Raw genomic sequence first — 22,907 nt, forward strand, 5'->3', positions numbered from 1 at the left:
GCAAGGCTCGACGAAGGAGAGCCGAAGCTGGACCCGCCCCATCAGCAGGGCGGGTCAGCAAGGCTCGACGAAGGAGAGCCGAAGCTGGCCCCGCCCCATGAACCCCGCGGGTCAGCAAGGCTCGACGTAGGAGAGCCGAAGCTGGCCCCGCCCCATGAACCCCGCGGGTCAGCAAGGCTCGACGTAGGAGAGCCGAAGCTGGCCCCGCCCCATGAACCCCGCGGGTCAGCAAGGCTCGACGTAGGAGAGCCGAAGCTGGCCCCGCCCCATGAACCCCGCGGGTCAGCAAGGCTCGACGAAGGAGAGCCGAAGCTGGGCCCGCCCCATGAACCCAGCGGGTCAGCAAGGCTCGACGAAGGAGAGCCGAAGCTGGGCCCGCCCCATGAGCCGAAGTGTCAATGAGGGGTCAACCGGTCGCTTCGCGGATGTATTCACCGATCTGGCGCAGGGACCGGGTGGCCTCCGGCACGAACGGCGCCGCGATCTGGAAGACGTGGATCTGGCCGGGCCACACCCGCAACTCCACCGGTACCCCGGCCGCGGCCAGCACCTGGGCGGCCAGCCGGGCGTCGTGCAGCAGCACCTCGGAGCCGGAGACGTGGATCAGCATGCGCGGCAAGCCGGATTCGACGTGTTCCAGCGGCTCGAGGACCTCGCCGGGGTGACCGTGCGCCCGATCCCGCCGGGAGGCCGCGTTGATCAGGTCGACGAACGCGTCGAACGCCTTCGGCGGGAACATCGCACCGCTGTGGATGTTGGGGTGGACCTTCTTGGCCTCCTTGGCGATCTCCAGCAGCGGCGACATCGCGACGATCGCCGCGGGCCCCTCCTCCTCGTCGAGCAGCCGCTCGGCCAGCGCCAGCGACAGGTAGCCGCCGGCGGAGTCGCCCGCCAGCACGATCTGATCGGGCCGGTAGCCCTGATGCCGAAGCCAGCGGTAGGCGTCGTAGCAGTCGTCGACCGCATCGTCGATGGAGTGCTTCGGGATCATCCGGTATTCGACGACCAGCACCGGTGAGTCGGCGTACTTCGACAGCTTCGTGACGAGCCGGCCGTGGGTGTTGGCCCCGCAGGTCAGGAACGCTCCGCCGTGCATGTACAGCACGACGCGGCGGGTGCCGTCGGCCGGCAGCACCCCGGCGGCGCGCACCAGCTGGGCCTTGCAGCGCGGCAGCCGGATGGTCGCGCGTACGGTGCCCGGCGCCGGCAGCACCGCCTTGGCGGCGAAGTCGAGCAGTCCGAACGGCCAGGGCACCCGCGGCAGGTAGCTGCCCATCGCCAGCACCGGCCGGATCGTCAGTCGTGCCGCCAGCCAGGCCAGCCGTCCTTCGACGCTGGGCGGATCCTCAACGACCTCGACGGGCAACCCGTCGTTGACCGCAAACCTTCGCTTCGGGACACGGGCGTAGCTGTTCGTCGAACCGGCCACTTTGCTGGGTGCGGTCATGTCGGCACTTCCCCTCCGTCTCGAAGGACTCCCCCGTCGCTGTGCCGACCAGGCCGGCACTGCCAACGTGGACAAACATATCGTGACACGTAACAGATTTTTAGAAAATCTTACGATTCGTTTCGATATGCCATCGCTTCCACATCGTGACGTTTTCGGTTTGCCGGTGACACCCGGCCGGCAAACCCGGTGCCTAGACTTGCCCCATGGCCATTCGCATCCCGAAGCGGTCGGCGGCGACGCTGGCCACTGCGGGCGCGCTGGCTTCGACCGGCACCCTCTACCTGGGCGTTCGCAATCTGCTGGCCGGCCAGGCCGACCAGGCCCGCAAGATCATCCCGAAAGCCTGGGAGGTGCCGCCGCGCGCCGACGGCGTGTACGTCCCCGGTGTGGACGCCGTGCAACGCTTCCAGCGCGGGACTCCGGTCGACCTGCACCTGATGATTTTCGGTGACTCGACCGCCACCGGTTACGGCTGCCGTCGCGCCGACGAGGTACCGGGGGCGCTGATCGCCCGGGCGCTCGCGGCGCGCACCGGCAAGCGGATCCGGTTGAGCACCAAGGCCATTGTGGGCGCCACGTCGCGGGGACTGGCCGGTCAGGTCGACGCGATGTTCGTCGCGGGTCCGCCGCCGGACGCCGCGGTGATCATGATCGGTGCCAACGACGTCACCGCGCTCAACGCCATCGAGGGGTCAGCGCAGCGGCTGGGTTCGGCGGTTCGGCGACTGCGGGCCAGCGGCGCGGTCGTCGTCGTCGCAACGTGCCCGGACTTCGCCGCGGTCAACGCCATCCCCCAGCCGCTGCGCTGGGTGGCGCACACCCGCGGACGGCAGCTGGCGCGTGCCCAGGCCGCCGCTGTCCAGGCCGCGGACGGCATCGCGGTTCCGTTCGTGGACCTGCGGGCACCGGAGTTCCACGACACCCCCGAGGTGTTGTTCGCCCAGGACCAGTACCACCCGTCCGCCACCGGGTACGCACTGGCGGCGAAGCAGTTGATCCCCGCGCTGTGCACCGCCCTCGACGTGTAGCCCCGGCAGGCCGGTCGCAGCACCGCCAGGCTAAATTGCTGGTTATACCCTGTTGGACCCGTTTAGAGGAGTCGCTGTGCCCGAAGCCGTCATCGTTTCAACCGCTCGTTCCCCGATCGGCCGGGCCGGCAAGGGTTCGCTGGTCAGCATCCGGCCCGACGACCTGGCCACCCAGATGGTGCGGGCCGCCCTGGACAAGGTGCCGGCCCTGGACCCGCACGACATCGGCGACCTGATGATGGGCTGCGGTCAGCCGGGCGGCGCGTCCGGCTACAACATCGGCCGCGTCGTCGCCGTGGAACTGGGCTATGACTTCCTGCCCGGCACCACCGTCAACCGGTACTGCTCGTCGTCGCTGCAGACCACCCGGATGGCGTTCCACGCGATCAAGGCCGGCGAGGGCGACGCGTTCATCTCCGCAGGTGTGGAGACCGTGTCGCAGTTCGCGATCGGTGCCGCCGACGGTGCCCCGAACAGCAAGAACCCGCTGTTCAACGACGCCATGGCCCGCTCGGAGGCCGCTGCGGCAGGCGCCACCGAATGGCACGACCCGCGCAACGACGGCCTGCTGCCCGACGTCTACATCGCGATGGGCCAGACCGCGGAGAACGTCGTGCTGCACACCGGGATCTCCCGTGAGGACCAGGACCACTGGGGCGTGCGCAGCCAGAACCGTGCCGAGGAGGCCATCAAGAACGGCTTCTTCGCCCGGGAGATCTCCCCGGTCACGCTGCCCGACGGCACCGTGGTGAGCACCGACGACGGCCCGCGCGCCGGCACCACCTACGAGAAGATCTCCCAGCTCAAGCCGGTGTTCCGGCCCAACGGCACGATCACGGCCGGCAACGCCTGCCCGCTGAACGACGGCGCGGCCGCGGTGATCGTCACCAGCGACGCCAAGGCCAAGGACCTCGGCTTGAAGCCGCTGGCCCGCATCGTGGCGACCGGCGTGTCCGGGCTGTCCCCGGAGATCATGGGCCTCGGCCCGATCCAGGCCGTCCGCAACGCGCTGGCGAACGCCAAGATGTCGATCTCCGACATCGACCTGTTCGAGATCAACGAGGCGTTCGCGGTGCAGGTGCTCGGCTCGGCCCGTGAACTGGGCATCGACGAGGACAAGCTGAACGTGTCCGGTGGTGCGATCGCGCTGGGCCACCCGTTCGGCATGACCGGCGCTCGGATCACCGCCACCCTGCTGAACAACCTGCAGACCCACGACAAGCAGTTCGGCATCGAGACGATGTGCGTCGGTGGCGGCCAGGGCATGGCGATGATCGTGGAGCGCCTCTCCTAATCACGTTGACTCTGCGCTCAGGGCGGAAAAGGTCGAGTAGACCCCGCCCTGGGCGCAGAGTCATTTGTGGGGACGGGTGCAGTCGGCCCACGCCCGGCACACCCGGCGGACGATGTCGGCGTCACGGTGCTCCTTGAGCACCCTGATGTGCGTCCACCCCACGGACTTGATGTACTCCAGCCGCTCGACATCCCAGGCGAACTGCTGCCTGCTGGTGCGGTGTTGGTCGCCGTCGTACTCGACGGCCAGCATGAGGTCCTCCCACCCCATGTCGAGGAAATACCGAGGTAAGCCGTCGGGACCGAGGACCGGAATCTGCGTCTGTGGCCGCTGGAAGCCGGAGTTGATGAGCAGCAGTCGCACCCTGGTTTCCTGTGGCGACTGCGCCCCGGCGTCGACGAGCGTCAGCGCCACGTCCAACTGGCGCAGGCCGCGCGTATGCCGGTGCTTCGCGGCCAGCGCCAAGACATCATCGACTTTGAAGTGCGTGGCGTTGGCCAGCGCGTCGAGCCGGGCCACCGCTGAGTCGATGCTGCCCCGTCTACCCAGATCGAAGGCGGTGCGCTCCACCGATGTCACGGGCACGCCGGCGATGAGCTGCGTTTCACCGGGCAGCAGCAGGTCTGCCCTGGTCTTGACGCCGGCCGGCGCCCTGGCGTTACCCCAGATCAGCTCGATGAGTGCATCGTCGTCGACCCATTTCGCACCGTGCAGGGCAGAGGCCGCCGCTCCGGCGACTACCGCTTGCCGGCCCGACCAGAGCCAGCCGGCGACGGTGCGTTGTGCGAGTGATGGTGTGACGCCGCGACCGAGATAGACATTCGGCATGAGCGCCGTGTGATACCTGGTCAATCCATCCCAGCTGACCTTGCCGGCAGCCAGCGCCTCACTGCCGATGAATGGTTGCCCCGCCATGCGCGGATGCTGCCCGAAAGCCTCGGCTCGCGCCAGTCACCTCCGAAAAGCAGTTGACTCTGCGTCCACCAGGCGAAAATGCGGGTCGCAAGCCTGGTGAGCGCAGAGTCAACGGGTAAAGCTAGTCGTTCTGGAAGTAGCTGAGCAGCCGCAGGATCTCCAGGTACAGCCAGACCAGGGTCACGGTCAGACCCAGTGCGATGCTCCAGCCGGCCTTCTCCGGCGCACCGGCGCGGATCAGCTGGTCGGCGGCGTCGAAGTCGATCAGGAAGCTGAACGCGGCGATGCCGATGCAGACCAGCGAGAAGATGATCGACAGCGTCCCGCCGTCACGCAGGTGCAGGCCGGCGCCGCCACCGAACATCGAGAACAGCATGTCGCCGATCATCAGCGCCAGGACGCCGAACATGCCCGCGACGAGCATCCGGGTGAACTTCGGGGTGACCCGGATCGCGCCGGTCTTGTAGACCACCAGCATCCCGGCGAACACCCCGAGGGTGCCCAGCACGGCCTGGCCGATCATCGCACCGGCGTTGCTGGTCCCGACGCTGAACGCGGTCAGCATGAACGAGACCGCGCCGAGGAACGCGCCCTCCAGCGCGGCGTAGCTGAGCACCAGCACCTTGCTGTCCTGCTTGCGGGCGAAGGTGGCCACCATGACCAGCGCGAGGCCACCGAAGGCGCCGATGAAGGTCAGCGGCCCGGCCAGCGCCTGGTTGCCCGACACCAGGAAGAAGGAGATGACGGCGGTGATGCTCAAGACCCCGAGCGTGATGCCGGTCTTGGTGACGACGTCGTCAATGGTCAGCGGGCGGCTGACCTCCCGCTGGTACTGGGTCTGCGCACCGGGGTAACCCTGGTTCATCTGCTGGGCGGCGCCGGCCATACCGGTGCCGAACTGCGCGTATCCACCCTGTTTGGGCAGCGAACGAAATACCGGGTTAGTGGTTTCCCGCACCGTCCGATCCTCTCTTGTGCTGTGACTTGAAGATGTGCGAACACATACTCAACGATCCGCGGCCCGGTCGGGTTCCCCGACGCCTCTCTGCCGCTCTGCCGCCAAACCTTACCCGCGGACGGCGGCCATCGGGTAGCGATCTAGATTGCTGATCGTGGCCGCGGAATCTCCGGAGCGATCCGACGAAGTGCTGACCAGCGTCAACGGCGGCGTCGGGGTGTTGACCCTGAACCGCCCGCAGGCGATCAACTCGCTGAACCTGACGATGGTGACGGCGATGACCGCGGCGCTCACCGCGTGGGAGCAGGACCCGGCGGTGCACACCGTGCTGCTGACCGGTGCCGGGGAGCGGGGCCTGTGCGCCGGCGGCGACGTGGTTGCGCTCTATCACAGCGCGAAAGTCGGCGGCGCCGACGCCCGCCGGTTCTGGTACGACGAATACCTGCTCAACGCGGCGATCAGCTGGTTCCCCAAGCCGTATGTGTCGATGATGGACGGCATTGTGATGGGCGGCGGCGTCGGGGTCGGGGCGCACGCCAACACCCGGGTCGTCACCGACACCACCAAGATGGCGATGCCCGAGGTGGGCATCGGTTTCATCCCCGACGTCGGCGGCACCTACCTGCTGTCCCGGGCACCCGGAAGGCTCGGTCTGCATGCCGCGTTGACCGGGGCGCCGTTCTCCGGTGCCGATGCCATCGCGCTGGGCTTCGCCGACCACTTCGTACCGCACGCCGCCTTGAGCGACTTCACCGATGTGCTCCTCGCCGACGGACTGGACGCCGCATTGGCGGGCTACTCCGACGAACCGCCGCCGAGCCCGCTGGCCGACCAGCGGGACTGGATCGACGCGTGCTACGCCGGTGACAGCGTTGCCGAGATCGTCGCGGATCTCACCATGAACGGCACCCCGGAAGCCGCCGCGGCCGCGAAGCTGATCAACACCCGATCACCTATCGCACTGTCAGTGACGCTGGAGTCGGTGCGGCGAGCGGCCCACCTGGACACCCTGGAAGAGGTTCTGATCCAGGAGTATCGGGTGTCGTGTGCGGCGGTGCGTTCCCACGACTTCGTCGAGGGCATCCGCGCGCAATTGGTCGACAAGGATCGCAACCCGCGCTGGTCCCCGGCAGATCTGGCGCAGGTGGACATCGCCGACGTCGACAGGTACTTCGCATCCGCCGAACCCGATCTGACCTTTTAGAAGGAGAACCCCATGGCTTACGAAACGATCCTCGTCGAGCGTGACGGCCGCGTCGCCACCATCACCCTGAACCGGCCGGAGGCGCTCAACGCGCTGAACAGCCAGGTGATGGCCGAAGTCACCACGGCCGCAGCGGAACTCGACGCCGACCCCGGGATCGGCGCGATCATCATCACCGGCTCGGCGAAGGCGTTCGCCGCCGGCGCCGACATCAAGGAGATGGCCGACAAGAGCTTCGCGGAGATGTTCGCGTCGGACTTCTTCGCCGACTGGAACAAGCTGGCGGCGGTGCGCACCCCGACGATCGCCGCGGTGTCCGGGTTCGCCCTCGGCGGCGGCTGCGAACTGGCGATGATGTGCGATCTGCTGATCGCCGGCGACAACGCGAAGTTCGGCCAGCCGGAGATCAAGCTCGGTGTGCTGCCCGGCATGGGCGGCTCGCAGCGGCTGACCCGGGCGATCGGCAAGGCCAAGGCGATGGACCTGATCCTGACCGGGCGGATGATCGACGCCGCCGAGGCCGAGCGGTCCGGCCTGGTGTCGCGGGTGGTGCCGGCCGACGACCTGCTCACCGAGGCGAAGTCGGCGGCGGCGACGATCGCCGGGATGAGCCTGTCGGCGTCGATGATGGCCAAGGAGGCCGTCAACCGGGCGTACGAGTCCACCCTGGCCGAGGGCTTGCTCTACGAGCGGCGGATCTTCCACTCGGCGTTCGCCACCGACGACCAGTCGGAGGGGATGGCGGCGTTCGTCGAGAAGCGCAAGCCGAACTTCACCCACCGCTAGGACGACCGCCATGCCCGCATCCACGACCGGCAAGCCCTGGTGGATCAGGCATTACACGTTCACCGGGACCGCGGTCGCGCTGGTGTTCGTCTGGTTGTCCCTGACGCCGTCGCTGCTGCCCCGCGGCCCGCTGTTCCAGGGGCTGGTCAGCGGGGTGTCGGGCGCGATCGGCTACGGGTTCGGGGTGTTCGCGGTCTGGCTGGTCCGCTACCTGCGGTCGAAGGACACCAGCCCGCCGGCGCCGCGCTGGGCGTGGGCGGTGCTGATCCCGGTCGGCGTCGTCGGGATGGTCGCGGCGGACGTCTGGTTCCACATGTGGCAGGACCAGGTCCGCGACCTGATGGGCGTTGAACGGCTGGCCCGGTGGAGCTACCCGCTGGCCGCCGTCCTGTCGATCGTGGTGCTGTTCCTGCTGGTCGAGTGCGGTCAGCTGACCCGGCGGCTGACCGCGGCGCTGGTGCGGCAGGTGAACCGGGTGGCCCCACCGCGGGTCTCCCGGGTGGTGGTGGTGTCGCTGCTGGTCGCGCTGGCGATCGCCTTCCTCAACGGGGTGGTGGTGCGGGTGGCGATGCAGACGATGAACAGCACGTTCGCCCGCGTCAACGATGAGATGAGCCCGGATCGGGCGGCGCCGACGACGGCGTTGCGGTCCGGCGGCACCGGGTCGGCGGTGTCTTGGGCGTCGCTGGGGCATCAGGGCCGGCTGTTCATCGGCGGTGGACCCACCGTCGCGGAGCTGACCGCGTTCAACGGCGCCCCGGCGACCGAGCCGATCCGGGCCTACGCCGGGCTGCACTCCGCGCACGGGATCGCCGAGACCGCGCAGCTGGCCGCCGCGGAGCTGGCCCGCACCGGTGGACTGGACCGGGCCGTCGTCGCCGTGGCCACCACCACCGGCACCGGCTGGATCAACGAGGCGGAGGCATCCGCGCTGGAGTACATGTTCAACGGCGACACCGCGATCGTGAGCATGCAGTACTCGTTCCTGCCCAGCTGGCTGTCGTTCCTGGTGGACAAGGAGAACGCCCGGCACGCCGGCACGGCGCTGTTCGAGGCCGTCGACGCGCTGGTGCAGCAGCGACCGGCCGCCAAGCGGCCCAAGATCGTGGTGTTCGGCGAGAGCCTGGGGTCGTTCGGTGGTGAGGCGCCGTTCCTGAACCTCAACAACGTGCTGGCCCGCACCGACGGGGCGCTGTTCTCCGGGCCCACGTTCCAGAACACGATCTGGACCGACCTGACCGACAACCGCGATCCGGGTTCGCCGCAGTGGCTGCCGATCTACGACGACGGGCGGCACGTCCGGTTCGTCGCCCGCCCCGAGGATCTGCGGCGCCCGGACGCGCCGTGGCCGACGCCGCGGGTGGTGTACCTGCAGCACGCCTCCGACCCGATCGCCTGGTGGAACACCAAGCTGCTGTTCCACCGGCCGGACTGGCTGATCGAGCCGCGGGGCTACGACGTGCTGCCGCAGGTGCACTGGATTCCGGTGGTGACGTTCCTACAGGTCTCCGCGGACATGGCGGTCGCCGTCGACGTGCCGTCCGGGCACGGCCACCACTACACCGCCGACGTGGCCGACGGCTGGGCGGCGGTGCTGACACCGCCGGGCTGGTCCGCCGCCAAGACCGAGCGGCTGCGTCCGCTGCTGCACAGCAACGGCTGACGCCGGACTACAGCCGGTCGAGCACCCCGGCGGCGACCAGCGCGTGGTACCCGCCGGCGACGTCGGTGGCCCGATGCAGGCCCAGGTCGACCAGGGCGGCCGCCGCCAGGCTGGAGGTGTAGCCCTCCGAGCACAGGATGACCCACTGCACGTCGTCGTCGACCGCCTCCGGGATGCGGGCGTCGCTGGTCGGGTCGCAGCGCCACTCCAGCACGTTGCGTTCGATCACCAGCGCCGCGGGCACCTCCCCCTCGGCGGCGCGCTGCGCGGCGGGGCGGATGTCGACCAGGTGGGCGCCGGCCCGCAGCGCACCGGGGACCTCGTCGGCCGCCAGTCGGCGCAGCTTGGCCCGCGCCGCGTCGAGCATCGCATCGATGCGACTGGTCACGGCTTCTCCGGCTGGTCGGTCAGCTCGGTGCGCTGGCGGTGCAGCGTGTCGCCGGCGACCGCGTAGTAGGACATCTCGGCCAGCGGCGGCGAGTAGGCGTGCACGCTCAGCGTCGGCCCGGATTCCGGCGTGCCCGACGGCGCCCAGGTCACGTCGTGCACCCAGCCCAGCGGGAAGCCGGCCTGGTCCCCCGCACCGAGCCGTCGGCTCTTGAGTTGGTCGTCGTCCCAACGGTATTCGTCGACGGCACCGGAGATCACCGTCAGCGCACCCTGCGACTCGCCGTGGTCGTGCAGTTCGGTGGCGTGCCCGGGGACCCAGCTGATCAGCCAGATGTCGAGGGTGTCGTCGCCGTGGATGCGGGTGAACCACCGCTCGTCGGTGGGGAGCCCGTCCGCGGGCAGCAGGTGGTCGTATTCCCCGTTGAGCACGGCGTCCGCGGCGAGGTCGGTGGCGCGCAGCAGGTCCGGTACGCGCAACGCAGTGGGTGCGGCAAGAACGGTCATGAGAACTCCAGAACGGATGGGGTGGATTGATAGAGGATGTCGGCGGCAGCGATCAGCTACAGCGACAACACTCCGGGAATCCAGCGAACTCCATCACGGCCGCCATGCTAGGCGACATCGGCGGCCGGCGCACCCGCCCCGGCCTGCGCGCACGGTGCGACAGGGCCGTGTTGCGACCCGACGGACGCCTCGTGACCTGCGCGTTCGACCGGGAAATGTGTTTGCAATCACGCTGAGTGGAACAACCCGGCTCGCGGTACCGGAAAATGGTGCGCATGACGGCTACGCGGGTGTCGGTGGTGCTCGGCAGTGGCGGGGCTCGCGGCTACGCCCACATCGGGGTGATCGCGGAACTGCGCGAGCGCGGGTACGACGTCGTCGGGGTCTCCGGATCGTCGATGGGCGCCCTGGTCGGCGGGTTGCACGCCGCGGGCCGGCTCGACGATTTCGCCGACTGGGCGAAGTCGCTGACCCAGGGCGCGGTGCTGCGACTGCTGGACCCGTCGTTCACCGCGGCGGGGGTGCTGCGCGCCGGGAAGATCTTCGACGTGGTCCGGGACGTCCTGGGCGACATCGACATCGAGCGGCTGCCGATCCCCTACACGGCGGTGGCCACCGATCTGATCGCCGGCAAATCGGTGTGGCTGCAGCGCGGTCCGGTGCACACCGCGATCCGCGCCTCGATCGCGATCCCCGGGGTGATCGCGCCGCATGTGGTCGACGGGCGACTGCTGGCCGACGGCGGCATCCTCGACCCGCTGCCGCTGGCGCCGCTGGCCGCGGTCAACGCCGACCTCACGGTGGCGGTGAGTCTCAACGGCAGCAGCCCGGCGGACGACCACGACGGCACCGACACCGCCGATCGTCGCGCCACCGGTGAATGGCTGAATCGCATGTGGCGCAGCACTTCCACGCTGTTGGACACCACCGCGGTCCGGTCGGTGCTCGACCGGCCGACGGCCCGGGCGGTGCTGGACCGGTTCAGCACCGCCGACCCTGAGCCCGACCACGACGAGGAACCGGACGACCAGCCCGGCGTGCCGAAGCTGGGCAGCTTCGAGGTGATGAACCGGACCATCGACATCGCCCAGTCTGCGCTCGCCCGGCATCAGTTGGCCGCCTACCCGCCCGACGTGCTCATCGAGGTCCCGCGAACCGCCTGCCGCAGCCTGGATTTCCACCGGGCCGCCGAACTGATCGACGTCGGCCGCACCCTGGCCGGGCGCGCCCTGGACGCCGCGCGCTAACCGGCTAAGAACTCAGCGACCGCACGCGCGCAGCGGCGGCCCTGCTCGCGGCCGGCCCACGCCGACGGGATCCGGCAGGCCGGGTCCAGCGGGTTGACGCCGAACGCGGCGAGCGCGGCGGCGTCGGCGAACACCGCGAACGATCGCCCGGCGAATCCGGTCACCTCGGCGGCGGCGCCCCGGCTGAACGGCGACGGCGACGACTCCGCGCACGGCAGCAGCACCACGGCCGTTCCGCAGTCGTCGGCGACGTCGATGTTGACGGTGCTGCGCACGCCGCCGTCCATGTAACTGCGGCCGTCGATCACCACCGGCGGCCAGGCGCCGGGCACCGCGCAACTGGCGGCCACCGCGTCGACCAGCTGCACCCCGGAGGACCGGTCGAAGACGGTCAGTTCGCCGGTGGCGATGTCGACGGCGGTGATCCGCAGTGTCCGGGCCGGCCAGTCGTGCGACGGCAGCCGGCGTTCGATCACCGCGCGGCGCACCGGGGTGGGAACGGTCTTCGTCGACAGCGCCACCGCCCCGATCCGCTGCAGCTTCTCCTCGACGGTGGTGTTCGGCCGGGTCATCGCGGCCAGGAACAGCTCGGCGACCCCCTCGACGCCGACACCCGGGTCGATCTCCGGCGACGCCTCGGCAGTCTGCCGGGCGAACAGCTCGTCGAGCCCGACACCGCTGCCGAGTTGGGCGGCCACCGCCGAACCGGCCGAGGTGCCGACCAGGACGTCGGAGTCCAGCAGCGCCGCCGCAGTCTCGGGAGATTCGTCGGCGATGCCGCGCAGCACCCCGGTCTCCCAGGCGATCCCCGCAACTCCCCCGCCGGCCAGCACCAGTGCACGTTTCACGGTCACAGCCTGCCAGCCGGGTCCGGTCACGCGTTCGGGTGCTGGGCGGCCAGGGCGGCCGCGCTGAGGTCCTCCCGGCGCATCCGGCGCACCGGCGGGTCGGGAAACACCACGTCCCGGGTGATCGTCAGGTCGGGGCCGACGTGGACCAGTTCCCCGGGGGCGATCAGCTGCCAGCGCGGATCGGTGTCCATCGGCTCGCTGGCGAACACCACGGCGGGCCGGCCGCGCAGCTGCTCGGATTCGGCGCGGATCCGCTGGGTGTACAGCGACAGCCCGTAGGGGGCCGCGCCGTCGCGGCGGTCCAGCAGGTACAGCCCGTGGGTATCGGGGTAGCGCAGCGCCCAGAGGTCGGTGGCGGTGCTCAGCAGCACGTTGAGCGCGTAGATCGGCACGGCGGCGGCCAGCCAGCGCACCGCGGCGGTCAGGCCGGCGGTCACATCGCCAGCGGCGCTGCGGGTCTCGGCGGTGATCAGCGCGAAGACCCGTTCGGAGTCGGTCTGGCCGGCCACCAGGTCGGCCGCGCCGAGTTCCCGCAGCCGCGCGTCGATGGCGTCGAGTCCCTCCACCACCCCGTTGTGCGCGAAGATCCGGCCGTCCTGGCAGAACGGGTGGGTGTTGACGACGTCGAGTGCGCCGGTGGTGGCGTAGCGCACGTGCGCGACGAACGTCGTCCCCGTCAATTCGTGGGCCTCGGTGGCGAAGTCGGCGTCGCGCCAGGCGGCCATCGGCTGCTTGTAGACGTGCGGGTGGCCCTGCGCATCGAACACGCCGAGCCCGGCGCCCTCCGGGTTGCGTCGGCTCTGCGCGATCAGGTTGTCCGGTGCCCCGAGCAGCCAGAACGTGGCGGTCGCCGCGGTGGTTCCGACATGCAGGCCGAAGAGTCGGCACATCAGCGGGTCAGGTCCGGTGCGGCCCGGCCGGTGATCGGCGGCAGGTCGAAGAAACCGGCGATGCCGGGGGCGGCCGCGCAGGTCGCCGGGATCGCGTTGACGCAGTGCGCCGCGGTGGCCACGATGCCCGGGTTGCTCGTCAGCCCGGCCTCCACGCTGTCGGGCTGCCACCCCTTGATCGTGACGAACGTGTCCGGGTTGCCCCGGACGTCGATCTCGTAGCGTTCCCCGGCCGGTCCGAAATCCCATGGCGGGTCGAGGTTTTCCTCACCCATCAGCCAGTTCACCGTGATCCGGACGACCTCGGTGTCGCCGACGGTGGCTGTCCAGTGGAAGCGGCGGCCGGCGACCTGGCCCGCTTCGATGACCCCGATCGGGGAGTCGATCGGCGCGGTTGCGACCGCCACCTCCTGCGCCGAGCGGACTCGTTCGTCGGCAGCGAAGCCCAGGCGGTCCACGCAGAGTCGCACCGACTGGCGGAAGCCGCCGTCGAGCAGTTTCTGCATCGGCCCGGTCAGGGCGGCGTCCGGCGTGCCGCCGAAACCCATCACGTGCCGCAGCACGTCCGGGGCGCCGTACGTCCGCAAGTCGGAGAACTCTTCGGCGCGAACGGATCTCACACCGGTCGACATCACCGACAGCAGCAGCGGGAACAGTTCGGTGGCCGCCCCCGGACCGATCCCGGCCCCGTGCAGGGTCACCCCGCCGGCCAGTGCGGCCTCGCGCAGCGGACCGGCTTCTTTGTCTCCGGGGTAGAACCAGCCGACCGGGGTGACGACGTTCTTGCCCGACCGCAGCAGTGCCGCGACCTCGGCGGGGTTGGGCAGCAGCGGTGCATAGATGACAGCGTCGGCGTCGGTCGCCAGGATCTCGTCGAGGCTGTCGGTGGCGGTGACGCCGAGTGGGGCGACGCCGATGATCTCACCGACGTCCTTGCCGCACTTGGCTTTCGAGTGAACCCAGCAGCCGGCCAGTTCGAGGTCGGGGTGTTCCAGCACGCCGTTGATCGCGGCGGTCCCGACCGAGCCGGTCGCCCACTGCACCACCCGCAGCATCATCAGTCGCGCACCTCGCTCGTCATCGCCGCTGTCGTCGCCCGCGAGCAGATCTTATGTCTGCGTGCGCGAACGGCGGAGCAGGTCAGACGGCGGGTTGGAGTTCGAGCATCCGGGTGACGGCGTCGTCGAGCGCCAGCTGGTCGTGCAGCGCCGCCGACGGGGCCGGCAGGTCGGCGACCGACGCCACCGTCACGGCACCGTCGAAACCGGCGATGTACAGCCGGCTGCCGTCCGGGCTCTCCACCGCGCACGACGGCGCCGTGGTCGCGGTGAGGGTGCCGAGCACCTCGTGCGTGCGCGGGCAGATGACCAGGACTCCGGCCGCGGTGATCAGGTAGGCCCGGTCGCCGTCGCGGCTGACGATCAGCTGGATCAGCGGGGCGTCGACAGCGATGCTGCCGGTCACGGCGTGGGTGCGGGCGTCGACGGCGTGTACGGCGGCGCCGTCGGCGTCGTAGGTGGCGACCAGCAGAGCGGTGCCGTCCGGGTGCACGGCGACGTCGATGATGGTCGAGCCGATCTCGATCGTGTCGAGGATGTTCAGGTCGGCGTCGAGCACCGTGATCGTGTCGCCGTCCGGGGTGTGCACGGCGACGTAGACCCGCCGACCGGCCGGGCCGGTCCGCAGGCAGACCGCGGCGGACCCGAGCGTGGTGGAGACGTCGACGGCGTCGGTGGGCCCGGCGCTGGCGTCCACGGCCAGCACGTCGACCCCGAGGTCCCCGGTCCGGGCCACGTAGACGCGCCGGCAGGTCGGGTCGACGGCCAGGTCGCCGACACCCATGGCGACCGGACAGGACGCGACGACCTCCGCGGTTTCGATGTCGATCGCCAGCAGCGCGTCGAACGCCGCGTTGGCCGTGCCGACGTAGGCCCGACCGCTGGCCGCGCCGGTGACGATCGCGAACGGCTCGTCGGCGCCGAACACGGTGTTGACCACCTCGCCGGTAGCGGCGTCGATGATCGAGACGGTGTCGTCGCCGTAGTTGGTGGTCAGGACGCGGCGGCCGTCGGCGCTGATCGCGATGCCGCCGATCGGGCCGCGGTCGATGTTCACCGTGTCAACGATGTGGGAGCGATCCCGTGACGCCCAGCCGGGCGCCGATGCCGACGAGGGGAGGTCCAACAGTCCAAGGCCACCTGCCACGTCGTCCACATCGCTCCCATCGGTCACGGTTCTCATCGTCATCGCTATGTCCTCCACCACGGGCGGTTGCCGGTCCGGCTGCGCCCGGGCGGATGCCGGGCGGGAGGCGTTCGGTCGATCTTAGCCGCGAATTCGCCTGGCGCACCGAAATGTAACCGTTATTGTGATCGGCCTCGCACGATATATTCACCAAATCGTGTCTGCAGCACAGGCATGGCAAACGTTGATATATATGCCTACCTGCATCGATAGATCATTTGGCAACCGTGTGATGCATGTCGCTATTAATAATCAATAAGAATGTGACGTCCAGTTTTCTCGCAGCGATGCAGATCACATTGCGTTTGCGAGAATGGTGTGAAAGTCGCCGCGGACCGGTCACCGGAGCTGGGCGGACGGGGGTCCCGGAACGGGTGCGTGACCTGGCGATACGCCAAGACGGCCACCGTGCCCCCAGTCGGACTCGAACCGACACTGGGCGGATTTTAAGTCCGCTGCCTCTGCCAATTGGGCTATGGGGGCTCGCGGCGAATCTAGCGCGACAGCGCAGGCGACGCCCCGGCGGCACGGGCGGGCCGGGGCGATGCGGTGCCGACCGCTACAGGTGGGAGGGGCAGTAGTTCCGGGCCGCGATGGCCGCGAACTCCGCGGCGCGCTCCAGGCTGAAGCCCGGGTTGGTGGTCTGCACCGCGGTGACGGTGTCCATCGGGCTGAGCCCGGCGTCCATCAGCTGGCACACCGAGTGCCCTGCCGAGATGGCGACCTGGTCAGAGCTGCGGTGGCTCAGGCCGGCGCCGGAGAGCGCGGACAGGAACGAAGCGTCGCTGCCGGTCGGTTCGGCGTACGCGGGAGCCGCGACACCGACCAGTGCGGTGACACCCGCCAGCAGGATGAGCCGTTTCATAGTTTTGTAGTGTGCGCAGTCCGCGTTAACACAGTGTTACGAAACCTTTACCCGGCCGGATCGTCGTGTTAATTCGATGTTACCGATCGCGCCCAACCGCAGGTCGAACACGGTTCCGGGGCGCCCAACCCGGCGAGCGACACACCATCGCCCGGCGTCCCTGAGCAGCGGATTCCGTTTCCGGCCAAGGCATTCCGGCCGCAGAACGACGTCCGACGAAGTGCAGCACCGATCAAGATCAGTGAAAGTCCTTCCGCATCAAGACATGCCGGACCCACAACCGACGATCTGCTGTGACGTCGAACACCGCACAACGGTTCGCGACGGGGTGTCTCGTAACAAGTTCGGACACAGCGGTTAATAAGCGGTTAACCAGCTTCCAACAACCTGTGTCCGTAGGGAACTGTGGGCCGCGGAACCGCAGCCCTGGTGGTTCCGTGAGGAGAACAGCATGTCTTTCGTGACCACCCAACCCGAAGCGCTGACATCCGCCGCCGGCAACCTGCAGGCGATCGGTTCCGCACTCAGCGCCCAGAATGCCGCAGCAGCAACCCCGACCACCGGCGTCGTCCCGGCAGCCGCCGACGAGGTCTCGGCGCTCACCGCCGCACAGTTCGCCGCGCACGCCACCCTCTACCAGTCGGTCGCCGCGCAGGCCGCCGCCATCCACGAGATGTTCGTCGCGACGCTGAACGGAAGCGCGGAGTCCTACGCCGCGACCGAGGCGGCCAACGCGATCTCGGCCGGTTAGGGGCAGTCATGTTGGATTACGGAGCCCTGCCGCCCGAGGTCAACTCTTTACGCATGTACACCGGCCCCGGTTCGACGCCGATGATGACCGCCGCGGCGGCCTGGCGCGGACTGGCCGCCGAAGTCGCCGCCGCCGCATCCTCCTACGAAACAGTGATCTCCCAGCTGACCGGTGAGGAGTGGGCCGGGCCGGCGTCGGCATCGATGGCCGCCGCCGCGAGCCCGTACGTGACCTGGATGAACGCCACGGCCGCACAGGCCGAGCAGGCGGCCAACCAGGCCACCGCCGCCGCGGCGGCGTACGAGGCCGCCCGGGCCGCCACCGTGCCCCCGGCCGCGGTCGCCGCGAACCGGACTCAGCTCGCGGCGCTGGTGTCGACCAACGTTCTGGGTGTCAACACCGCGGCGATCGCGGCCACCGAAGCGCACTACGGGGCGATGTGGGCGCAGGACACCGCGGCCATGTACGGCTACGCCGCCGCATCGGCAGCCGCAACCAAGGTCACGCCGTTCAGTGAGCCCAGGCAGACCACGAATCCGGGCGGGCAGGCCAATCAGGCGGCGGCCGTCAGTCAGGCCAGCGGCACGGCGGCGATCAACACCGCCCAGTCCGCGCAACTGATGTCGTCCATGCCCAGCGCGCTCCAAAGCCTGTCGGCGCCGGCGACCGGGTCGGCCCAGGCCGGTTCGGTGATCGACTTCCTGAACTCGATCCTCAACAACAATGCGTTGAACGGCGCCGCCTACCTGATCGGCAACCCGCTGTACAACTTCACCAACACGATGGGCACCGGCGCAGCCTTCATCCCGTCGAGCCTGCTGCCCAGCCTCGTCGGTTACCTGACCGGCGGTGGTTTCAGCGCCGCCGGCGGCAGTGCGCTCGGCGGCAGTGCACTGGGCAGTGGTCTGGGGGCGGTCCTGGGCCCCGCCGGTCCGCTCAGCGCCCTGGGCGCTCTCGGCGGGCTCGGCAGCGGCGCGGCCGGCGGGATCAGCAGTGCCTTCGGCGTCAGCGCGGTCACCCCGGTCAGCGCCGGCATGGGTCAGGCGTCGCTGGTCGGATCGTCGTTCTCGGCGCCGGCGAGCTGGGCCACCGCCGCCGGACCCGCCGTGTCGCCGGTCGCCGCGCAGGCCTCCGGCTGGGCGGTTCCCTCCGAGAGCCACTCGATGGCCGCCATGCCGCCCGCGGTGCCGGGCGGCGCAGGACGGCCCGGCCTCAACTACGGCGCGCCGCGCTACGGGTTCCGGCTGAAGGTCATGCATCGCCCGATGGTCTGTTGAGACCGCTGTGCTGCCCGACGACCTTCCCACCCCCAGCGTTCCTGCCGCTACGGCGGTCAGTGAGGAGCAACGATGATCGACTACGCACTCGTTCCACCCGAAGTGAACTCCGGCCGGCTGTACTCCGGCCCCGGCTCGGCACCGATGATGGCGGCCGCGTCCGCCTGGCGCGGACTCGCCGGGGAGATCACCTCCACCCTGACGTCGTATGAGACGACGCTCTCGCAGCTCGTCGACGACGAGTGGATGGGACCCGCCTCGGCGGCGATGACCGCCGCCGCCAAGCCGTACCTGGCCTGGATGGCGGACACCGCGACGAAAGCCGAGCAGGCCGCCACCCAGGCGTCCTCGGCGGCAGCGGCCTTCGAGACGGCGCACGCCAATACCCCGCCGCCCGCGATGATCGCCGCCAACCGCGCCCAGCACAAGCAACTGGTCGCCACCAACGTCGTCGGCCAGAACACCTCCGCGATCATGGCCAGCGAGGCCCACTATCAGCAGATGTGGGCGCAGGCGGCCGGCGTCATGTACGGCTACGCGTCGTCGTCGGCGGCCGCGACCCAGCTGAGCCCGTTCGCCGAGCCCGCGCAGACCACCAACCCGGCCGGTCAGGGCAATCAGGCCGCGGCGACGCAGCAGGCGGCGGCCAGTGGCACTGGGCAGATCGCGCAGATGATGCCCGCCGTGCAGAGCTCGCTGCAGAGTCTGTCCGCGCCGGGCGTCACCGCACAGCCGGCGGATGCCGGCAGCGCCCTGGGCGGGCTGATCAACAATTTCCTGACGAATGCCTCGGTCAACGGCATCGCGTCGCTGATCACCGACCCGCTCAACGGCATCGTGAGCTTCGGCGGGACGACCCTGGCCTACACGCCTTCGACGTTGATCCCCCTGATGACCAGCTTCTTCGGCGGCGGTGGTTTCAACGCCTTCGGCGGTGGTGCGGTCGGCAGCGGCCTGGGTGCGCTGTTGGCACCGGGCGGTCCGCTCAGTGCGCTCGGTGAGCTCGGCGGCGGCGCGGCCGCCGCTTCAGCCGCCAGCGCTTTCACGATGAGCGCGGCCACACCGGTGGTGTCAGCCGGCGTGGGGCAGGCGACCCTGGTCGGATCGTCGTTGTCAGCCCCGGCGGCATGGGCAGCCTCGGCCACCCCGGCGACCACCACGGTAGCGGCCACCACCGAAGCACTGCAGGCCAGCAGCTGGGAGGCCGCACCGGAGATCGAGTCGATGGCCGCCATGCCCGGCGGGATGCCGATGGGCGGCGATCGGGGCGGCTTCGGACTCAGCACACCGCGGTACGGCTTCAAGCCGACGGTGATGCCTCGCCCGGTGATCGCCGGATAATTGAAAACCGTTTGACTGCACTATTTTTCACGGCAAGGAGAGTTTCATGGCACGTTTTATGACCGACCCGGACGCGATGCGTTCGATGGCGGGACGTTTCGACGTCCACGCGCAGACCGTTGAGGACGAGGCCCGCCGGATGTGGGCGTCGTCGACGAACATCTCCGGCTCCGGCTGGGGAGGCCTGGCCGAGAAGACCAGCTACGACACCATGGGCCAGATGCAGACCGCTTTCCGCAACATCGTCACCATGCTGCACGGGGTGCGCGACGGCCTGATCCGCGACGCCAACCACTACGAGCAGCAGGAAGCTGCCTCGCAGCAGATCCTGTCCAGCTAGAAGGAGACCCTCTGATGAGCATCAACTACCAGTTCGGCGACGTCGACGCCCACGGCGCTTTGATCCGCGCCCAGGCCACCTCCCTGGAGGCCGAACACCAGGCGATCGTGCACGACGTGCTCGCCGCCGGCGACTTCTGGGGCGGCGCCGGTTCGGTGGCCTGCCAGGAGTTCGTGACCCAGCTCGGCCGCAACTTCGCGGTCATCTACGAGCAGGCGAACTCGCACGGTCAGAAGGTGCAGTCGGCCGGCAACAACATGGCCAACACCGACTCGGCCGTCGGCTCCAGCTGGGCGTAACCGCCCAGCCCCACAGACCAAAAAGCCAGCGCAGTCAGGGCCTGCGCTGGCTTTTTGCCGTCTGCACATCAAGGAGGCGTCAAGGATCGTCAGCGGGGCGTTAAGAGCCCGTAAGGGACGCTGCTGACCGAACACTGTTGCGGCACGGTGGATCTCACCGGCATAGGGCCGGCTTGTTCGATCAGGAGATAGCTATGTCGTTCGTCACCACCCAGCCGGAGGAGTTGGCGACTGCCGCCGGCACCCTGCAGGGGATCGGTTCGGCGATGGCCGCCCAGAACTCGGCGGCCGCAGCAGCGACGACCGGTGTGATTCCCGCTGCCGCCGATATGGTTTCGGCGTTGCAGGCCACCCAGTTCTCCACCTACGGGACCCTGTACCAGCACGTCGGGGCGCAGGCCACCGCGATCCATCAGGCGCTGGTCAACACCCTGCAGGCCAGTGCCGACTCGTACGGCGCCACCGAATCCGCCAACGCCGTGGCCAACGGCACGTCGGGTTCCGGGTTGGACGGGCTGCTCGGCATGTTCAACGGGTCGGCTTCCGGGCCGTACGGACTGCTGCCCAGTGTGCTGAGCAACAGCGGCTCAATGGGTTTGACGCAGGTCAGCAACTTCGGCTCGGCGATGTCCGACCTGATCCAGCTGGGCAGCTCCGGCTTCCTGGCCCCTGGTTCGCTGGCCGCTTCGCAAGCGGCGACCGTCGGTGAGGTGAGTCACGCGGTTCCGGCGGCCGCCACGGGAGTCGGTGACGTCAGGGTGGTGGCGGCGATGGGCCAGGCGCCATCGGTGCGCGGGCTGTCGGTCCCGGCGAACTGGGCCGGCACCGCCGCGGAACTGACCGCCACCGGATCTGCGCTGCCGGTGGGTGCGGGCTGGTCTGCGACCGCCCCGCTCGGCGCACCGCTGACGGCGCTGCCGGCCGGGATGCCGGCCGTGGCGTCCACGCAGCGCGGTCCGGCGGGGTTCGGCAGGTCCCGGTACGGCGTCCGGCCGACCGTGATGCCGCGACCGGCCGTCGTGTAGTCGAATCAACTTTCCAGAGAACAGGATTCACGGACATGGACTTCGCAGCTCTGCCTCCGGAGATCAATTCCGCTCGCATGTACACCGGCCCCGGTGCGGCGCCGATGATGGCCGCCGCCTCGGCGTGGGGTGCGCTCGGTGCCGAGTTGGTCAACACCGCGGCATCGTGTGAAGCGGTGATCTCGGCGTTGACCGGTGACGCATGGACGGGCCCGGCATCGGCATCGATGGCCGTCGCAGCCCGGCCGTACGTGGCGTGGATCTACGAGACCGCGGCCGCGTTGGAGCAGGCGGCCAACCAGGCCACGGCGTCAGCGGCCGCGTTCGAGACCGCGTTCGCGATGACGGTCCCGCCGCCGGTGATCGTCGCGAACCGTTCCCTGCTGGCGGCACTGGTCGCCACCAACTTCCTCGGCCAGAACACGGCGGCCATCGCCGCCACCGAAGCGCACTACGGCGAGATGTGGGCGCAGGACGCTGCGGCGATGTACGGCTACGCCGGCTCCTCGGCGGCGGCCGGGGTGCTGCAACCGCTGGCATCGCCAGCCTCGACCACCAACCCGGCCGGGCTGGCCGGGCAGGCGGCGGCGGTCGCCCAGTCGACCGCCTCCAGCGCCGGCGCGCAGGCGGGGATGTCGCAGGTGATCGCCGGGCTGCCGAGCGCCCTGCAGCAACTCACGGGACCGCTGTCCGACCCGACCGGGTTCCTGTCGCAGCTGATCAACTCGACCAGCGCCGGCGGCGCCTGGAGCGGCATCGAACAGGTGGCCGGCGCGGCCGGGAACATCGTCTCGTGGAACATGTTCGCGGGCATCGCGGCTGGGGTCGGCCTGGCACAGGCGCACGGGGCGGCAGTCGGCGGCATCGAGGCCGCGGCGGGCGCAGCCCTGGTGAACACCGCGGCACCTGCCGTCACACCGGCGGCCGGCGGCCGATCGGTGCTGGTCAGCGTCGGGCAGGCGGCTCCCGTCGGTGCGCTGTCTACGCCGGCCACCTGGTCGGCGGCGATCCCGGCGTCCACCGCGGTGTCCTCGACCGGTTCGGGATGGGCGGTGCCCGCCGAGGAGGCCGCGGCGTTCGACGCGGTTCCGGCCGGTCTGCCGTTCGCGACCGCGCCCGGCCGCAGCAACCTCGGTTCCGGCGCACCCCGCTACGGGGACCGGCTCACCGTGATGCCCCGCCCGGTGGTGGCGGGCTGACCGACCACCAAAGACCACAGCACAACACGTTAAGGAGACCGCAGTGACCACACGTTTCATGACCGACCCGGACGCGATGCGTTCGATGGCGGGACGTTTCGACGTCCACGCGCAGACCGTTGAGGACGAGGCCCGCCGGATGTGGGCGTCGTCGACGAACATCTCCGGCTCCGGCTGGGGAGGCCTGGCCGAGAAGACCAGCTACGACACCATGGGCCAGATGCAGACCGCTTTCCGCAACATCGTCACCATGCTGCACGGGGTGCGCGACGGCCTGATCCGCGACGCCAACCACTACGAGCAGCAGGAAGCTGCCTCGCAGCAGATCCTGTCCAGCTAGAAGGAGACCCTCTGATGAGCATCAACTACCAGTTCGGCGACGTCGA

The 22,907-nt window shown here is 69.7% G+C and carries 24 protein-coding genes and 1 tRNA gene; 14 read left to right on the forward strand and 11 right to left on the reverse strand.

What is annotated here, in order from left to right:
- Positions 1-406 precede the first annotated feature (406 nt).
- Positions 407-1,447, reverse strand: a complete 1,041-nt coding sequence (locus KIH27_RS18875; RefSeq protein WP_214094508.1) for an alpha/beta hydrolase — start codon at positions 1,445-1,447, stop codon at positions 407-409.
- A 206-nt stretch (positions 1,448-1,653) separates the two neighbouring features.
- Between KIH27_RS18875 and KIH27_RS18880 the strand changes: the two genes are divergently transcribed.
- Positions 1,654-2,478 (forward strand): SGNH/GDSL hydrolase family protein, encoded by an 825-nt coding sequence (locus tag KIH27_RS18880; protein WP_214094509.1) that lies wholly within the window; start codon positions 1,654-1,656, stop codon positions 2,476-2,478.
- Between the two features lie 76 nt (positions 2,479-2,554).
- Positions 2,555-3,772 (forward strand): acetyl-CoA C-acetyltransferase, encoded by a 1,218-nt coding sequence (locus KIH27_RS18885; RefSeq protein WP_214094510.1) that lies wholly within the window; start codon positions 2,555-2,557, stop codon positions 3,770-3,772.
- Between the two features lie 60 nt (positions 3,773-3,832).
- On the opposite strand, the gene KIH27_RS18890 is transcribed toward KIH27_RS18885, so the two are convergent.
- Both KIH27_RS18890 and KIH27_RS18895 read right to left on the reverse strand, forming a co-directional pair.
- Positions 3,833-4,687 carry a DUF559 domain-containing protein gene (locus KIH27_RS18890; RefSeq protein ID WP_214094511.1) on the reverse strand — a complete coding sequence of 285 codons (855 nt, stop codon included), beginning with the start codon at positions 4,685-4,687 and terminating at the stop codon, positions 3,833-3,835.
- Between the two features lie 121 nt (positions 4,688-4,808).
- Positions 4,809-5,645 (reverse strand): Bax inhibitor-1/YccA family protein, encoded by an 837-nt coding sequence (locus tag KIH27_RS18895; protein WP_214094512.1) that lies wholly within the window; start codon positions 5,643-5,645, stop codon positions 4,809-4,811.
- A 154-nt stretch (positions 5,646-5,799) separates the two neighbouring features.
- On the opposite strand from KIH27_RS18895, the gene KIH27_RS18900 reads away from it, so the two are divergent.
- The 3 genes from KIH27_RS18900 to KIH27_RS18910 are packed head-to-tail and all read left to right on the forward strand — an operon-like array spanning position 5,800 to position 9,298.
- Positions 5,800-6,849 carry an enoyl-CoA hydratase/isomerase family protein gene (locus KIH27_RS18900; RefSeq protein ID WP_214094513.1) on the forward strand — a complete coding sequence of 350 codons (1,050 nt, stop codon included), beginning with the start codon at positions 5,800-5,802 and terminating at the stop codon, positions 6,847-6,849.
- A gap of 12 nt (positions 6,850-6,861) precedes the next feature.
- Complete coding sequence (locus tag KIH27_RS18905) at positions 6,862-7,635, forward strand: enoyl-CoA hydratase (protein WP_214094514.1); 774 nt, start codon at positions 6,862-6,864, stop codon at positions 7,633-7,635.
- 10 nt (positions 7,636-7,645) lie between these two features.
- Positions 7,646-9,298, forward strand: a complete 1,653-nt coding sequence (locus KIH27_RS18910) for an alpha/beta hydrolase (RefSeq protein WP_214094515.1) — start codon at positions 7,646-7,648, stop codon at positions 9,296-9,298.
- Positions 9,299-9,305: 7 nt separating this feature from the next.
- Here KIH27_RS18910 and KIH27_RS18915 read toward each other — a convergent pair whose 3' ends face one another.
- Positions 9,306-9,665: a rhodanese-like domain-containing protein gene (locus KIH27_RS18915; RefSeq protein ID WP_214094529.1), complete on the reverse strand. Its 360-nt coding sequence runs from the start codon at positions 9,663-9,665 to the stop codon at positions 9,306-9,308.
- Positions 9,666-9,682: 17 nt separating this feature from the next.
- On the reverse strand, positions 9,683-10,192 hold the full coding sequence (locus tag KIH27_RS18920) for a cysteine dioxygenase (protein ID WP_214094516.1): 510 nt from the start codon (positions 10,190-10,192) through the stop codon (positions 9,683-9,685).
- A gap of 266 nt (positions 10,193-10,458) precedes the next feature.
- Between KIH27_RS18920 and KIH27_RS18925 the strand changes: the two genes are divergently transcribed.
- A complete protein-coding gene (locus KIH27_RS18925; protein WP_214094517.1) occupies positions 10,459-11,439 on the forward strand; it encodes a patatin-like phospholipase family protein in 981 nt (326 codons plus the stop codon).
- Here KIH27_RS18925 and KIH27_RS18930 read toward each other — a convergent pair.
- The 6 genes from KIH27_RS18930 to KIH27_RS18955 all read right to left on the reverse strand — a co-directional run bounded on the left by KIH27_RS18930 (position 11,436) and on the right by KIH27_RS18955 (position 16,289).
- Positions 11,436-12,293 (reverse strand): patatin-like phospholipase family protein, encoded by an 858-nt coding sequence (locus KIH27_RS18930; protein ID WP_214094518.1) that lies wholly within the window; start codon positions 12,291-12,293, stop codon positions 11,436-11,438. The genes KIH27_RS18925 and KIH27_RS18930 overlap by 4 nt on opposite strands.
- Before the next feature lie 20 nt (positions 12,294-12,313).
- Entirely contained in the window at positions 12,314-13,180 is an 867-nt protein-coding gene (locus KIH27_RS18935; protein ID WP_214094519.1) for a class II glutamine amidotransferase, read from the reverse strand.
- Positions 13,180-14,238, reverse strand: a complete 1,059-nt coding sequence (locus KIH27_RS18940; protein ID WP_214094520.1) for an NAD(P)H-dependent amine dehydrogenase family protein — start codon at positions 14,236-14,238, stop codon at positions 13,180-13,182. Before KIH27_RS18940 ends, KIH27_RS18935 begins: the two co-directional genes overlap by 1 nt.
- Before the next feature lie 82 nt (positions 14,239-14,320).
- Entirely contained in the window at positions 14,321-15,295 is a 975-nt protein-coding gene (locus KIH27_RS18945; protein ID WP_307856941.1) for a YncE family protein, read from the reverse strand.
- A gap of 538 nt (positions 15,296-15,833) precedes the next feature.
- Positions 15,834-15,907: transfer RNA gene (locus KIH27_RS18950), tRNA-Leu, on the reverse strand.
- A 76-nt stretch (positions 15,908-15,983) separates the two neighbouring features.
- Positions 15,984-16,289 carry a DUF732 domain-containing protein gene (locus KIH27_RS18955; RefSeq protein ID WP_214094521.1) on the reverse strand — a complete coding sequence of 102 codons (306 nt, stop codon included), beginning with the start codon at positions 16,287-16,289 and terminating at the stop codon, positions 15,984-15,986.
- Between the two features lie 451 nt (positions 16,290-16,740).
- On the opposite strand from KIH27_RS18955, the gene KIH27_RS18960 reads away from it, so the two are divergent.
- From KIH27_RS18960 to KIH27_RS18995, 8 genes are all read left to right on the forward strand, one after another.
- On the forward strand, positions 16,741-17,040 hold the full coding sequence (locus KIH27_RS18960) for a PE family protein (protein WP_214094522.1): 300 nt from the start codon (positions 16,741-16,743) through the stop codon (positions 17,038-17,040).
- 8 nt (positions 17,041-17,048) lie between these two features.
- The gene (locus KIH27_RS18965; protein ID WP_284144779.1) at positions 17,049-18,317 is read left to right on the forward strand and encodes a PPE family protein; all 1,269 of its coding nucleotides are present in this window, start codon (positions 17,049-17,051) and stop codon (positions 18,315-18,317) included.
- Between the two features lie 72 nt (positions 18,318-18,389).
- Positions 18,390-19,658, forward strand: a complete 1,269-nt coding sequence (locus KIH27_RS18970; RefSeq protein ID WP_214094523.1) for a PPE family protein — start codon at positions 18,390-18,392, stop codon at positions 19,656-19,658.
- Between the two features lie 46 nt (positions 19,659-19,704).
- Positions 19,705-19,998 carry a WXG100 family type VII secretion target gene (locus KIH27_RS18975; RefSeq protein WP_214094524.1) on the forward strand — a complete coding sequence of 98 codons (294 nt, stop codon included), beginning with the start codon at positions 19,705-19,707 and terminating at the stop codon, positions 19,996-19,998.
- 14 nt (positions 19,999-20,012) lie between these two features.
- Entirely contained in the window at positions 20,013-20,297 is a 285-nt protein-coding gene (locus KIH27_RS18980; RefSeq protein WP_214094525.1) for a WXG100 family type VII secretion target, read from the forward strand.
- 194 nt (positions 20,298-20,491) lie between these two features.
- The gene (locus KIH27_RS23060) at positions 20,492-21,322 is read left to right on the forward strand and encodes a PPE family protein, SVP subgroup (protein WP_214094526.1); all 831 of its coding nucleotides are present in this window, start codon (positions 20,492-20,494) and stop codon (positions 21,320-21,322) included.
- Positions 21,323-21,357: 35 nt separating this feature from the next.
- Positions 21,358-22,521, forward strand: a complete 1,164-nt coding sequence (locus KIH27_RS18990; RefSeq protein WP_214094527.1) for a PPE family protein — start codon at positions 21,358-21,360, stop codon at positions 22,519-22,521.
- A 43-nt stretch (positions 22,522-22,564) separates the two neighbouring features.
- Positions 22,565-22,861, forward strand: coding sequence for a WXG100 family type VII secretion target (locus KIH27_RS18995; protein ID WP_214094528.1), 297 nt, complete (start codon positions 22,565-22,567; stop codon positions 22,859-22,861).
- Positions 22,862-22,907: the final 46 nt, after the last annotated feature.

Source organism: Mycolicibacter acidiphilus (assembly GCF_018455725.1).
GTDB lineage: Bacteria > Actinomycetota > Actinomycetes > Mycobacteriales > Mycobacteriaceae > Mycobacterium > Mycobacterium acidiphilum.

Bases quoted from the DNA above. Each gene is read 5' to 3' on its own strand.
- KIH27_RS18875 (WP_214094508.1), bottom strand. From the start codon at position 1,447: ATGACCGCACCCAGCAAAGTGGCCGGTTCGACGAACAGCTACGCCCGT.
- KIH27_RS18910 (WP_214094515.1), top strand. From the start codon at position 7,646: ATGCCCGCATCCACGACCGGCAAGCCCTGGTGGATCAGGCATTACACG.
- KIH27_RS18975 (WP_214094524.1), top strand. From the start codon at position 19,705: ATGGCACGTTTTATGACCGACCCGGACGCGATGCGTTCGATGGCGGGA.
- KIH27_RS18925 (WP_214094517.1), top strand. From the start codon at position 10,459: ATGGTGCGCATGACGGCTACGCGGGTGTCGGTGGTGCTCGGCAGTGGC.
- KIH27_RS18955 (WP_214094521.1), bottom strand. From the start codon at position 16,289: ATGAAACGGCTCATCCTGCTGGCGGGTGTCACCGCACTGGTCGGTGTC.
- KIH27_RS18915 (WP_214094529.1), bottom strand. From the start codon at position 9,665: ATGCTCGACGCGGCGCGGGCCAAGCTGCGCCGACTGGCGGCCGACGAG.
- KIH27_RS18935 (WP_214094519.1), bottom strand. From the start codon at position 13,180: ATGTGCCGACTCTTCGGCCTGCATGTCGGAACCACCGCGGCGACCGCC.
- KIH27_RS18890 (WP_214094511.1), bottom strand. From the start codon at position 4,687: ATGGCGGGGCAACCATTCATCGGCAGTGAGGCGCTGGCTGCCGGCAAG.
- KIH27_RS18905 (WP_214094514.1), top strand. From the start codon at position 6,862: ATGGCTTACGAAACGATCCTCGTCGAGCGTGACGGCCGCGTCGCCACC.
- KIH27_RS18960 (WP_214094522.1), top strand. From the start codon at position 16,741: ATGTCTTTCGTGACCACCCAACCCGAAGCGCTGACATCCGCCGCCGGC.
- KIH27_RS18920 (WP_214094516.1), bottom strand. From the start codon at position 10,192: ATGACCGTTCTTGCCGCACCCACTGCGTTGCGCGTACCGGACCTGCTG.
- KIH27_RS18880 (WP_214094509.1), top strand. From the start codon at position 1,654: ATGGCCATTCGCATCCCGAAGCGGTCGGCGGCGACGCTGGCCACTGCG.
- KIH27_RS18965 (WP_284144779.1), top strand. From the start codon at position 17,049: ATGTTGGATTACGGAGCCCTGCCGCCCGAGGTCAACTCTTTACGCATG.
- KIH27_RS18980 (WP_214094525.1), top strand. From the start codon at position 20,013: ATGAGCATCAACTACCAGTTCGGCGACGTCGACGCCCACGGCGCTTTG.
- KIH27_RS18970 (WP_214094523.1), top strand. From the start codon at position 18,390: ATGATCGACTACGCACTCGTTCCACCCGAAGTGAACTCCGGCCGGCTG.
- KIH27_RS23060 (WP_214094526.1), top strand. From the start codon at position 20,492: ATGTCGTTCGTCACCACCCAGCCGGAGGAGTTGGCGACTGCCGCCGGC.
- KIH27_RS18990 (WP_214094527.1), top strand. From the start codon at position 21,358: ATGGACTTCGCAGCTCTGCCTCCGGAGATCAATTCCGCTCGCATGTAC.
- KIH27_RS18940 (WP_214094520.1), bottom strand. From the start codon at position 14,238: ATGATGCTGCGGGTGGTGCAGTGGGCGACCGGCTCGGTCGGGACCGCC.